The following is a 12787-nucleotide window of genomic DNA, read 5'->3' on the forward strand; positions in this document are numbered from 1 at the left end:
ACCTTTCGGGTGATATAGCCCTTCATAACCTCAGGTTATTTTACGCACCATCTCTACATCCCCGCATTGAGGTGAGCCGATGGCGCTGTCGCGACGTGAACTCTTTACCGGGCAGCGCGTCATGCCTGCCGGCGGTATCGCGTTGCCGTGGTGGCGGGGAGAGAGCGGCTGTGACGGCTGCGCCCGCTGCGTACAAGCCTGCGAGAGCGGCATTATCCGCATCGCCGCTGGCGAAGCGCCGCAGCTCGACTTTCTGCAGGGCGAATGCACCTTTTGCGCCGCCTGTGCCGACGTCTGCCCGCAGCCGCTGTTTCAGCCGCGCGACACTGAACCTTCTAGCCAGCGCATCCGCATCGACAGCCGCTGTATCGCTTTTCTTGGCGTTAACTGTCGCAGCTGCCAGGAGAGTTGTGAGCAGCAGGCGATCCGTTTTCGCCTGATGCCCAACGGCATCGGCCAGCCGGAAATCCTTCCGCAACACTGCACCGGCTGTGGCGCCTGTATCGCGCCGTGTCCGGTCTCAGCCACAGGACTGCATCATGACGAATAACGACAGCTGGCACGTATGTGGCCTGGTGATTCAGGCACGTCCGACCGCGATCGCGGCGGTGCGGCAGGCGCTACTGAACTTTGCCGATAGCGACATCGCGGCGGAAGATGCCGCACGCGGCACGCTGGCGCTAACGCTGGGCGCGGCCGACAGCGCCACGCTGCTGAGCAACATTGAAGCCACCCGCAACATCCCGGATGTGCTGGCGGTATCGCTGGTTTATCACCAGCAAGACGAAATTGAAGAACCCTGTAAGGAAGCATCATGAACCTGAGTCGTCGTGATTTTATGAAGGCCAATGCGGCGGCTGCTGCTGCAACGGCTGCTGGTCTCACCATTCCGACCGTGACCAAAGCGGCCACCAGCCTGGCTGAGCCGATTCGCTGGGAAAAAGCGCCGTGCCGGTTTTGCGGCACCGGCTGTGGCGTGCTGGTCGGCACGCAGAATGGCCGCGTGGTCGCCTCGCAGGGCGATCCGCAGGCGGAGGTTAACCGGGGTCTGAACTGCATCAAAGGCTACTTCCTGCCGAAGATCATGTACGGCAAAGATCGTCTGACCCAGCCGCTGCTGCGCATGACCGACGGCAAATTCGATAAGAACGGCGAGTTCACCCCGGTAAGCTGGGATCAGGCGTTCGACATCATGGAAGCGAAGTTTAAGGCGGCGCTGAAAGCCAACGGCCCGGAATCGGTCGGCATGTTTGGCTCCGGCCAGTGGACCGTATGGGAAGGTTACGCCGCATCAAAGCTGATGAAAGCCGGCTTCCGCACCAACAACCTCGATCCGAACGCGCGCCACTGCATGGCGTCTGCGGTGGTGGGCTTTATGCGCACTTTCGGTATGGATGAACCGATGGGCTGCTACGATGATATCGAGCAGGCCGATGCGTTTGTGCTGTGGGGATCGAACATGGCCGAGATGCACCCGATTCTCTGGTCTCGCCTGACCGCGCGACGTCTCAGCAATGACAACGTTAAAGTGGCGGTGCTGTCGACCTATCGCCACCGCAGTTTCGAGCTGGCCGATAACGCCATCGTCTTCACGCCGCAGAGCGATCTGGCGATCCTCAACTTCATCGCTAACTACATCATTCAGAACAACAAAGTCGATAAAACCTTCCTGCAGAATCACGTCACGCTGCGTAAAGGCGTGACGGATATCGGCTACGGTTTGCGCCCGACCAATCCGCTGCAGGCGGCGGCGAAAAATCCGGACAACGGCGAGTCGACGCCAATCAGCTTCGATGAGTATGCGAAATTTGTCGCGGAATACACGGTGGAAAAAGCCAGCGCCATGAGCGGCGTAGAGCAGGATCAGCTGATCGCGCTGGCGGAGCTGTACGCCGATCCGAACGTGAAGGTGGTCTCTTACTGGACCATGGGCTTCAACCAGCATACGCGCGGCGTGTGGGCGAACAACCTGTGCTACAACATCCACCTGCTGACCGGCAAAATTTCCCGTCCGGGCACCGGACCATTCTCGCTCACCGGCCAGCCATCGGCCTGTGGCACCGCGCGTGAAGTGGGCACGTTTGCGCACCGTCTGCCAGCCGACATGGTGGTGAACAATGACAAACACCGCGCTTTAGCTGAAAAACTGTGGAAGCTGCCACAGGGCACGGTGCCAGCCAAAGTCGGTCTGCACGCCGTGGCGCAGGATCGCGCGCTGAAAGATGGCAAGCTGAATGCTTACTGGGTGATGTGTAACAACAACATGCAGGCCGGGCCGAACCTGACGCAGGAACGCATGCCGGGCTGGCGCGATGCACGCAACTTTGTCGTGGTATCCGACCCGTATCCGACCGTCAGCGCCCTGTCTGCCGACCTGATTCTGCCGACGGCGATGTGGGTAGAGAAAGAGGGCGCCTATGGCAACGCCGAGCGCCGTACCCAGTTCTGGCATCAGCAGGTGAAAGCGCCGGGCGAGGCGAAATCGGATCTGTGGCAGCTGGTGACCTTTGCCAAACGCTTCCGCGTTGAGGACGTGTGGCCAGAGGCGCTGATTGCTCAGCAGCCTGAGCTGAAAGGCAAAACCCTGTACGACGTGCTGTATGCCAACGGCCAGGTGAATCAGTTCCCGCTGAGCGAAGTGGCCGACGACCGCCTCAACGATGAAGCGCGTGAGTTCGGCTTCTATATTCAGAAAGGCCTGTTCGAGGAGTATGCCAGCTTTGGCCGCGGTCACGGTCACGATCTCGCACCGTTTGATACTTATCACGAGGCGCGCGGTCTGCGCTGGCCGGTAGTGGACGGCAAAGAGACGCGCTGGCGCTATCGTGAAGGTTTCGACAGCTACGTGAAAGCCGGTGAGGGGGTACGTTTTTACGGTAAGCCGGACGGCAAAGCCACCATTTTTGCCCTGCCGTACGAGCCGCCAGCGGAAGCGCCGGATGCCGAATATGACCTGTGGTTCTGCACCGGGCGCGTGCTGGAGCACTGGCACACCGGCACCATGACGCGCCGCGTGCCGGAACTGCACCGCGCGGTGCCGCAGGCGCTGCTGTATATCCATCCGCTGGACGCCAAAGATCGCGGCTTCCGTCGCGGTGAGAAGGTGCGCGTGGTATCGCGTCGCGGCGAAACCCTCGCCACCGTGGAAACGCGCGGGCGTAATCAGCCGCCGCAGGGGCTGGTATTTATGCCGTTCTTTGATGCCGGCGTGCTGGCCAACAACATCACGCTGGACGCCACCGATCCGCTGTCGAAGCAGACCGATTACAAAAAATGCGCCGTTAAGCTGGTGAAAATCTGAGGCAGGATGCAATGAAACCTTTTATCACTCTTGTAACCGTTGCCGCCCTGATGCTGGGCGGCGTGGTGTACGCTAATAACGGCGTCGATCTCAATCAGTCACCGGAAGTGACGGCAACGCAGCAGGGCACCATTCATCAGCCCAAAGAGCAGAGCCGTAAGCCGCTGAACTATGTTAATCAGCCGCCGGTGATCCCGCACAGCGTGGAGGGCTACCAGGTGACGAAGAACGTGAACCGCTGCCTGCAGTGTCACGGCACCCAGAGCTATCTGACCACCGGCGCGCCGCGCGTCAGTCCGACGCACTTCACTGACCGCGACGGCGTAGTGAGCAGCACGGTATCGCCGCGTCGCTACTTCTGCCTGCAGTGTCACGTGCCGCAGACCGATGCCAAACCGGTGGTGGAAAACACCTTTAAGCCGGCTGACGGCTTTGGGCAGTGAGGTGACGATGAAACAGAAACTTTTACGTATCTGGCGCTGGTGGCGACGCCCCAGCCGTCTGGCGCTCGGCACGCTGCTGATTCTTGGTTTTGCTGGCGGCATCATCTTCTGGGGCGGTTTTAACACCGCGATGGAGATGACTAACCGCGAGCAGTTCTGTATTGGCTGTCACGAAATGCGCAACAACGTCTATCAGGAATATATGCAGACGGTGCACTACAACAACCGCAGCGGCGTGCGCGCCACCTGTCCGGATTGTCACGTGCCGCACGAGTGGGGGCCGAAGATGATTCGTAAGATCCAGGCGAGTAAAGAGGTGTACGCCAAGATCTTTGGCCTGATTGATACGCCGCAGAAGTTTGAAGAGACGCGTATCGAGCTGGCGCAGAACGAGTGGCGCCGGATGAAGAACAACAATTCGCAGGAGTGTCGTAACTGCCACAACTTCGATTATATGGACTTCACCGCGCAGAAAACGGTCGCCGCCAAAATGCACAGCAAAGCGGTGCAGGACGGACAGACCTGTATCGACTGCCACAAAGGCATTGCCCACCATCTGCCGGATATGAAAGACCAGCCAAACGGTTTCTAATCGCGACCCTGGCCGCGCCTGCCGGTGCGGTATCAGGGTTTTCGTGCCGACCGGTTGAGGTAGCCGCAAACCACACAACATCGTAGCGGCGCGATTTATCGCGCTAAGTTAATCACTACACAGCTGCCCGGATGCGCAATAAATTGCGCCGCTACGATTCGTGCGGCTTTTTATTTCTGCACCATCATCCTGCACACATTGTAGCGGCATTTTATTTCTGCACCTTCATCCCGCACACATTGTAGCGGCGCGATTTATCGCGCTAAGTTAATCACTGCACAGCTGCCCGGATGCGCAATAAATTGCGCCGCTACGATTCATGCGGCATTTTATTTCTGCACCATCATTCTGCGCAGATTGTAGCGGCGCGATTTATCGCGCTAAGTTAATCACTGCACAACTGCCCGGATGCGCAATGAATGGCGCCGCTACGATTCGTGCGGCATTTTATTTCTGCACCCTCATCCTGCACACATTGTAGCGGCGCGATTTATCGCGCTAAGTTAATCACTGCACAGCTGCCCGGATGCGCAATAAATTGCGCCGCTACGACACGTGCCAAGAGCGTTGAAAAGGCGTAATGCTCAACTGACAGCCTCACGCCATCGCGGGCAACCTGCTCCACAATTCAGATAGTTTTCCCTGCGGCTTCGGCCTATTATCTCAGGCTCCCTCAGCTACGCAGTGGAGCGGCTATGTCGTTAAAGATCAACATCATCAAAGATAAGTTGCTGTCTGATAATTATTTCATTCTGCGCAACTACACCTACGAACTCACCCGCAGCAACGGCGACGTGGTACGTCACAAACGTGAAGTCTACGATCGCGGCAACGGCGCCACCATCCTGCTCTACAACCGTGAAAAAAACAGCGTGGTGCTGATTCGTCAGTTCCGCATCGCGACCTATGTTAATGACAACGCCAGCGGTGAGCTGATTGAAACCTGCGCCGGACTGCTGGATAACGACACGCCGGAAGATTGCATCCGTAAAGAAGCGGTGGAAGAGACCGGCTATCAGGTTGGTAAGGTCGAAAAGCTGTTTGAGGCCTACATGTCGCCGGGCGGCGTGACCGAATTGCTGCACTTTTTCGCCGCTGAATACAGCGATGCGCAACGCGCTAACGACGGCGGTGGCGTGGAAGATGAAGAGATCACCGTACTCGAGCTGCCGTTTCCCCAGGCGCTGGCGATGGTGAAAGAGGGGCGCATTCGCGACGGCAAGACCATTATGTTACTGCACTATGCGCAGCTGATGGGCTGGTTGCAGGCATAACCGCGGCGGTGATTCGCAGGGTCGGCACGAATGCCGACTCTGCCGATGCCGGGGTGCAATGCATTGCGCCACTACACCATGTGCGTTATTTCCGGGGCATTTAACGGCGTCACTGCACACTCCGGATGAGCCTGCATGCGCGCCAGCGCTTCGGCGTAGGAGGGCATGGAATTGGCCGCGCCGGAACGCTCGACGCACAGTGAGGCAAACGCCGCCGCAAACAGCGCCGCCTGCGGTAACGCATCGCCGGACGCCAGGCGCGCCGCCAGCGCACCGTTGAAGGCATCGCCGGCACCGGTGGTGTCGAGCGGCTGGGCAGGAAACAGCGGAATACGCAGCTGCTGCTCCGCGCTGGAAAGCAGGGCACCCGCGGTGCCAAGCGTAATAATCACCTGACGCGCCCCCTTGCGGTGCAGCACTTCGGCGGCGCGCTGCGCGCTGGTGAAATCGGTCACTTTTACGCCGCTCAGCTGCATCGCTTCGGTGCTGTTGGGCGTTAACAGATCCACCTTAGCCAGCAGCGCATCGCTGACTTTCTGCCACGGTGCCGGATTCAGAATGACAAACGTGCCGCCGGCACGCGCGTTGTCGATCATGCGCTGAATGGCGCTGAGGTTGTTCTCCAGCTGCACCAGCAGAATATCGGCGGCAGCCACGGTGGGCTGACAGCGCGCCACTTCGGCCGCGGTCACGGTGGTATTTGCGCCGGGATAGACCGATATCATGTTCTCGGCGTCATCGCCCGCCACGTAAATCAGCGCGTTGCCGGTGGGTTTCTCTTTACAGGTGAACAGCGTAATGGCGTCGAAACCGGTCTTCTCCAGATGGCGACGGGCAAAGGTGCCAAAATCGTCATTACCCACCTTACCGATATAGTGCACGCGCGCCCCGGCGCGCAGCGCGGCGGTGGCCTGGTTGGCCCCTTTGCCGCCGGGCCCCATCATGCTGTTGTGCGCCGTGAGCGATTCGCCCGGCAGGGGGAAACGGTTCATCACCGCCACCACGTCGAGGTTGAACGAGCCAAACACACACACTTTTCCTTTCATTGCGCGCTCCTGAACAGCCGTTCTGCGGCGAGGCAGGCGCCGCGACAGCCGGTGTGATCGGTGGATTGACTGAAGATGATTTTCAAACCATCCCGCGTGGCCGGCGGCCGTAAATGCTGCTGGATCTGACTGCGCAGCTGCGCCAGTGGGAAATCAGCCATCGCCAGCACGCCACCGCCCAGAATCAGGTACTCCGGATCGAGAATGTTCATCTCGGTGGCGATCAGCTGCGCCAGCCGCTGCACAAACGCCTGCAGCGCCGGGTCAGAACCGTGATGGGTAAACAGCGCCGACATCGGCGTTTGCGCCGCATTGGCCTGCGCCCAGTGGCTTAACCAGTGGCCGGAGGTCACGGTTTCCGCACAGCCGTGGTTACCGCACGGGCAGGGCAGTGCGTTACCGGCCACCGGCACGTGGCCGAGTTCACCGGCTCCGCCATGCTGACCATGGTAGAAGCGGCCGTTGATCCACAGGCTGTTGCCCATGCCGGTGCCGGGATACAGACCTACCGCATTTTCCGGCAGCTGCTCCAGCTGCATTAAATCCCACAGCATCAGATGGTTAACGTCTTTATCCATCGCCACCGGCACGCCCAGTCGTTCACTCAGCAGCGCCGCTACCGGCTGGTGATCGAGCGCCTGAATGAACGGCAGTGAAATCACCTGCTGGCGATCGCGGCTGAGAATGCCCGGCAGGCCGAGCATCACACCGCTGACCAGCTGCTGCTCCAGCGTTTCCGCAATCAGCTGCCCGAGTGCGGCCAGCGCATCGGGCTGCTGCGCCCAGCTGGCGGTGGGCACTTTACGAAAGCTGCTCCAGATGCGGCCCGCCTCCATCAACTGCAGACGGGTGCCGGTGCCGCCAATGTCGATACCGAGCCAGCGTATTGTCATGCCGACACCTGCGCCAGGCCCTGCGCTTCATCAATGCTCTCACGCATCATATTCCACGCGGTGGCGAGGTCTTCGTGAATGTTAAACAGGCCGGAGGTGCCGACAATCAGCACTTCGGCACCGGCACCGACCAGCGTATTGTAGGTGCGCGTATTACAGGAACCGTCGATCTCAATCAGGTAGCGGTGGCCGTGCGCCTGCTTCAGCGCCTTCAGCTCCTGCACCTTCTGCACCATCTCCGGAATAAACGGCTGACCGGCATAGCCCGGGTCCACGGTCATCACGGTGATTTTATCCAGCAGATGAATGTAATGATGGATAAAGGAGACCGGCGTGGCCGGGTTGAGCACCACGCCCACTTTTTTGCCGTAGCTGCGAATCAGGTTGATAACGCGGAACGCATCACGGTTGATGGTTTCAGCGTGCGGGCAAATGTAATCGGCGCCGGCGTTGGCCACCGCTTCAATAAAGTCGGTCGGCTCTTCCACCATCAGATGCACATCGATCGCGACCTGGGTATGCGGGCGGATCTGCTCAATAAAGAACGGCGACAGGGTGATGTTTTTAACGTAGTGACCGTCCATGATGTCGATGTGCAGGAAGTCAGCGCGGGAGTCCAGCACGGCCAGCTGGTGCTTGATCTCCATCAGATTCATACACATCAACGACGGGGAGACTTGAATACGCATCATACTTCCTTTTTTTCGGTCAGAGGATTAAGCGCCGCGGCCAGCTTGCTGAGCCTGACGGCACGGTGATCGTTAAAGCGCGCTTTGAGTTGTTTGAAGGCCAGCACCACCACCAGCACGGCACCCCACATCGCCAGACTGACGTGCTGGCTGATGTTCATCAGGTTGAAGCCGGTGGAGAGCACCTGCAGCGCAATCAGCGCCAGCACTACGCCGGTCACGCGGCCAAAACCGCCGTTGGGATCGGTGCCGCCGAGAATGATGGCCAGCACGGTCAGCAGCAGGTAGGCATCACCGTAGCCCATGCGCGCCGAGTTAAAGCGCGCCATCATGATCAGACCGGCCAGCACGCACAGCAGGCTGGAGATGACATACACCAGCATCACCATACGGTGGGTATTGATGCCGCTGAACCAGGTGGCGTTGATGTTGCTGCCGCCCATGTAGATGCATTTACCGGCGCGGGTTTTGCCGAGGAACAGCGCCAGCAGCGCGGCGGCAACCAGGAATACCCACAGCGGCAGCGGCATGCCCAGCAGCGTGTCTGAGCCGAGCGACTGCACCACCGGCGGCATACCGCTCACCGCCGCACCTTTGGTCAGCCAGATGCCGATGCCGTTGAGCGTCATCATGGTGGCCAGCGTCACCAGAATCGGGTGTGCGCCGATGCGCGTTACCATCACGCCGGTGATTACGCCAATCACGGCGGCAATCACCATCGCGCCGACGATGGCGATAAACAGCCACAGCAGCTGCTGACCGGTACCGGCATCAGCCGGCAGGGCGCTCATCAGGGTCCAGGCGATGAACAGCGCCGTCAGGTTAGCGGTGGCGATGATGGCGAGGTTCAGGCCGCCGCTGAGGATGGCGATAAACATCGCCAGCGTTAACAGGCCGAGCTCCGGCAGCTGAAACGCCATGCTCATAAAGGTCGAATCAGTGAGAAAGCGGCCCGGCAGCATGACGCTGAAGGTGGCCAGCGCCAGCGCAATTAACAGCATCAGGCCGATGTTGGTGCCGTCCGGCCGCAGCGCAGAGAGAGATTTCATGGTGATGGCTCCTCCCGTCAGACGAAACTGACGTCGGTTTCTTTACGTTTTTTGTAGTGGGTGACGGCAATCGCCACCATAATCGTGCCGCCGACCACAATGTTCATGAAGTAGTTGGAGACGCCGATCAGATTGAGGCCGTTTTTCAGGATGGCGATCAGGAATACGCCCATCAGCGTGCCGCTGACCGTGCCTTTGCCGCCCATCAGGCTGGCACCGCCCAGCACCGTCGCAGCCAGCACATCCAGCTCACCGCCGACCAGCGCGTTCGGCACTACTTCACCCATGCGGTACACCTGCACCAGCCCGCCAATCGCCGCCATCGCCCCGAGCCAGCCGTAGGCAAACACGTGAATCAATCCCACGCGGATGCCAATGCGCCGCGCCGATTCCGCATCGCCGCCCACCGCATACAGCTGGCGACCCAGATTGGTTTTGTTGAGCAGTAGCGCGGTGAGCCCGGCAATCACCAGCATGATCGCCAGCGGTAAGCCAATCTGAAAACTGTTGCCCTGTACGCTAAACGGCAGCACGCTGCGCAGGGTGATCCACCAGTCCGGCAGCGAGTAGAGGCTTTTGCCGCCGGTAACCCACATCAGCAGACCAAACAGCAGTGACTGCATACTGATGGTGATGATGATCGACACCACACGCAGCGAGGTGATCAGCAGGGCGTTGATCACGCCAAACAGCGTGCCGCAGACGATAGCCAGCAGAATGCTGAGCAGCGCGTTGTCAAACTGGAACTGCACAAACAGCGAGGCGATCAGGTATTGCACCACCGACGCCACGGCGGCGAAGGAGATATCGATACCGCCGGTCACCAGCACCACAAACAGGCCGAGGGCGAAAATGCCGGTAACGGCGTAGCTTTCCGCCAGATCCAGCAGGTTCTGCACCGTCAGGAACTGATCGCTGGCCAGCGAGAAGAACACCATGAAAGCCAGCAGCACCCAGGCGAGCCAGCCCTGGCTGGAGTGCGGACGTAAACGAGAGAAATCAGGCATTAATCACCTCCGCCAGCTTTTCCTGCGCCACGGTATCGGGTTGGTATTCGGCATGGATGGTGCCGTCGCGGAAGTGCAGGATGCGGTCGCAGTTGTACCAGACCTCCGGCACTTCGTCGGAAATCAGGATGATCGACAGTCCCTCTTTCGCCAGCTCGTGGATCAGCTGATAGATGCTGGCCTTGGCGCCGACATCCACGCCGACGGTCGGCGAGTCGAGGATCAGAATGCGCGGCTGGGTCAGCACCCATTTCGCCAGCACGATTTTTTGCTGGTTGCCGCCGGACAGGGTAGAGATCGCCAGGTTGGGATCGGCCACGCGCACGCCGAGCTGCTGAATCCACTGCAGGATCAGCTTGTTCTTGCGGTATTCGTCGATCAGATGGAAACGGTTTTGCAGCTTATCGAGGATCGGCAGCACCATGTTGTCGGCCACCGACTGCTGCTGCACCAGGCCGAGCGTCAGACGATCTTCCGAAACGTAGCCGATGCCGGCTTTGATGGCGTCTTCGTGCCCGCGAAAACGCACCGGCTTGCTGTCGAGCCAGATTTTGCCGCTGTCCGGTTTGGTCATGCCAAACAGCGACAGCGCCAGTTCGGTGCGGCCGGAGCCGAGCAGGCCGCACAGGCCCAGCACTTCACCGGCGTAAAGTTTGAAATTGACGTCATGATACTGACCGGCGCGCGTCAGCTTCTCTACTTCGAGAATCGCCCGATCGGCGTTGCGCGTTGGCGCTTTTAACTGGTAGTCGAGCTTGAGGCCAGTCATCAGTTCGGTCAGGTGATGCGGCGTCATCTCTCTGGCTGGCCAGCAGCCCATCTTGCGGCCGTCGCGGATCACCGTTACGCGATCCGAAATCTCCAGCACTTCATCCAGCCGGTGACTGACAAACACCACACAGATGTTTTTGTCTTTCAGATAGCGCACGGTGCGCAGCAGCTGATTGACCTCGGTACGCGTCAGCGACGCGGTGGGTTCGTCCATGATCACCAGTCGTGCATCGGCCACCAGCGCGCGGCAAATCGCCACCTGCTGGCGCTGGGCAATCGACAGCGCGGCGACTTTCTCATTCAGATCGAGATCGAATTTCAGCTCATCAATAATGCCGCGCGCGGTGTCGCGCAGCCGGGCCTGACGGTGCCAGCCGAGCAACCCGTTGAGGTTATGCTCAAAGGCGATGTTCTCCGCCACGCTCAAATTGGGAAACAGCGACAGATCCTGGTAAATCACCTGGATACCGAAGTCGCGCGCCTGACGGGTGGTCAGACGCGGGAAACTCTGGCCGTCGCCGAGGGTGATGCGGCTGCCACTGTCCGGGGCGTGCACCCCGGAAATGACTTTAATTAAGGTGCTCTTGCCACAGCCGTTGGTGCCAGCGAGACAATGCACTTCGCCGGCCAGCAGGGTCAGCGAGATATCGCTCAGTGCGCGGTTGCCACCAAATGTTTTCGACAGGTTGTCGAGCGCAATCAGCGTCTGTGGAGTGACCTCTTGCATGTTACAGCCCCATTTTCACCAGTTTTGGCAGGTTCTCTTTATCGAGACTTTCAGTGTTGTTACCGAGAATGGTGTGCGTCGCCTCGTCCACCTTCACTTTGCCCAGCCCTTCAATGGTCATGCCGTCGGTGATTGGCTCTTTCTTCTCCATCATGTCGGCGATACGCACAAATACTTCACCGGCGGTCTGCGGATTCCAGATATAGCCGCCCTTGATAGCACCGCGCTGTACCAGCGACGCGCCCTGGCCCGGGCTGAAGGCGCCGATGACGCACACCTGATCGATCTTGTTGCGGTTCATGACCGCGCGGCCGGCGCCAATCGGTCCCTGAGAACCAAAGGCCATAATGCCTTTCAGATCCGGGTATTTAGACATCAGCTCGTTGGTGGTGCGGATGGAGTCATCCAGCGATTCGCCGACGCCGAACTTGTCGGTCACCAGCTGCATCTTCGGATAGTGCTGTTTCTGGTAGTTGAGCGCGGCGTCGGTCCACTCCTGATGCAGTGGCACCGTCAGGCTGCCGACATACATGGCGTATTTGCCTTCTTCATGCATGCATTTCGCCAGTGCTTTCATATGGTTGATGCCGTGGGTCGGCGCATCGACCAGCTCGAAATCCCAGTTGGCGTCTTTCTGGCCGGGCGATTCGTGAGTAATCACCATGATCCCGGCTTCACGCGCGCGCTTCAGCACTGGCTCAAGCACTTTCGGGTCGTTTGGCACCACGCCGATGATATCGACCTTCTGCGCAATCAAATCTTCAATCGCGCGCACCTGCAGCGCCGGGTCAGCGGCGGTTGGCCCCACCATCCACGCGTCGATGCCGCGTTTTGCCGCTTCACTTTTGATGCCCGCTTCCATGGCGTTGAACCACGGAATACCGCCAATTTTTACCACGATGCCCATGCGGATTTTATCAGCGGCCTGCGCGCCAGCGGCGGCAAACAGGGCAAGGAGAGAACAGGCGATAAGATGTTTTTTCATAAAGACTCCG

General features: G+C 59.5%; 13 protein-coding genes. 6 read left to right on the forward strand and 7 right to left on the reverse strand.

Going from position 1 to position 12787, the window contains the following annotated elements; genetic code table 11:
- Positions 1–79 precede the first annotated feature (79 nt).
- From napF to nudK, 6 genes are all read left to right on the forward strand, one after another.
- Positions 80–550, forward strand: coding sequence for a ferredoxin-type protein NapF (gene napF, locus F3J36_RS09765; protein WP_166719591.1), 471 nt, complete (start codon positions 80–82; stop codon positions 548–550).
- Complete coding sequence (locus F3J36_RS09770) at positions 540–818, forward strand: chaperone NapD (protein ID WP_021508051.1); 279 nt, start codon at positions 540–542, stop codon at positions 816–818. Before napF ends, F3J36_RS09770 begins: the two co-directional genes overlap by 11 nt.
- Positions 815–3301 (forward strand): nitrate reductase catalytic subunit NapA, encoded by a 2487-nt coding sequence (gene napA / locus F3J36_RS09775; protein ID WP_104094115.1) that lies wholly within the window; start codon positions 815–817, stop codon positions 3299–3301. Before F3J36_RS09770 ends, napA begins: the two co-directional genes overlap by 4 nt.
- 11 nt (positions 3302–3312) lie before the next feature.
- The gene (gene napB / locus F3J36_RS09780; RefSeq protein WP_058758336.1) at positions 3313–3744 is read left to right on the forward strand and encodes a nitrate reductase cytochrome c-type subunit; all 432 of its coding nucleotides are present in this window, start codon (positions 3313–3315) and stop codon (positions 3742–3744) included.
- 7 nt (positions 3745–3751) lie between these two features.
- On the forward strand, positions 3752–4336 hold the full coding sequence (napC, locus tag F3J36_RS09785) for a cytochrome c-type protein NapC (RefSeq protein WP_058758337.1): 585 nt from the start codon (positions 3752–3754) through the stop codon (positions 4334–4336).
- Positions 4337–5031: 695 nt separating this feature from the next.
- Entirely contained in the window at positions 5032–5610 is a 579-nt protein-coding gene (gene nudK / locus F3J36_RS09790; protein ID WP_021508055.1) for a GDP-mannose pyrophosphatase NudK, read from the forward strand.
- A 71-nt stretch (positions 5611–5681) separates the two neighbouring features.
- Here nudK and F3J36_RS09795 read toward each other — a convergent pair whose 3' ends face one another.
- The 7 genes from F3J36_RS09795 to F3J36_RS09825 are packed head-to-tail and all read right to left on the reverse strand — an operon-like array spanning position 5682 to position 12777.
- Positions 5682–6656, reverse strand: a complete 975-nt coding sequence (locus F3J36_RS09795; RefSeq protein WP_166719592.1) for a ribokinase — start codon at positions 6654–6656, stop codon at positions 5682–5684.
- The gene (alsK, locus tag F3J36_RS09800; protein ID WP_166719593.1) at positions 6653–7549 is read right to left on the reverse strand and encodes an allose kinase; all 897 of its coding nucleotides are present in this window, start codon (positions 7547–7549) and stop codon (positions 6653–6655) included. Before alsK ends, F3J36_RS09795 begins: the two co-directional genes overlap by 4 nt.
- Positions 7546–8238 (reverse strand): D-allulose 6-phosphate 3-epimerase, encoded by a 693-nt coding sequence (alsE, locus tag F3J36_RS09805; protein WP_031279804.1) that lies wholly within the window; start codon positions 8236–8238, stop codon positions 7546–7548. Before alsE ends, alsK begins: the two co-directional genes overlap by 4 nt.
- Complete coding sequence (locus F3J36_RS09810; RefSeq protein ID WP_021508059.1) at positions 8238–9287, reverse strand: ABC transporter permease; 1050 nt, start codon at positions 9285–9287, stop codon at positions 8238–8240. The genes alsE and F3J36_RS09810 overlap by 1 nt, the downstream gene beginning before the upstream one ends.
- A gap of 17 nt (positions 9288–9304) precedes the next feature.
- Positions 9305–10294, reverse strand: coding sequence for an ABC transporter permease (locus F3J36_RS09815; RefSeq protein ID WP_125309140.1), 990 nt, complete (start codon positions 10292–10294; stop codon positions 9305–9307).
- The gene (locus tag F3J36_RS09820; RefSeq protein ID WP_166719594.1) at positions 10287–11792 is read right to left on the reverse strand and encodes a sugar ABC transporter ATP-binding protein; all 1506 of its coding nucleotides are present in this window, start codon (positions 11790–11792) and stop codon (positions 10287–10289) included. The genes F3J36_RS09815 and F3J36_RS09820 overlap by 8 nt, the downstream gene beginning before the upstream one ends.
- A gap of 1 nt (position 11793) precedes the next feature.
- Positions 11794–12777, reverse strand: coding sequence for a substrate-binding domain-containing protein (locus tag F3J36_RS09825; RefSeq protein ID WP_058758342.1), 984 nt, complete (start codon positions 12775–12777; stop codon positions 11794–11796).
- Positions 12778–12787 lie beyond the last annotated feature (10 nt).

It is taken from the genome of Pantoea sp. Cy-640 (assembly GCF_011752635.1).
Classification (GTDB): domain Bacteria; phylum Pseudomonadota; class Gammaproteobacteria; order Enterobacterales; family Enterobacteriaceae; genus Pantoea; species Pantoea dispersa.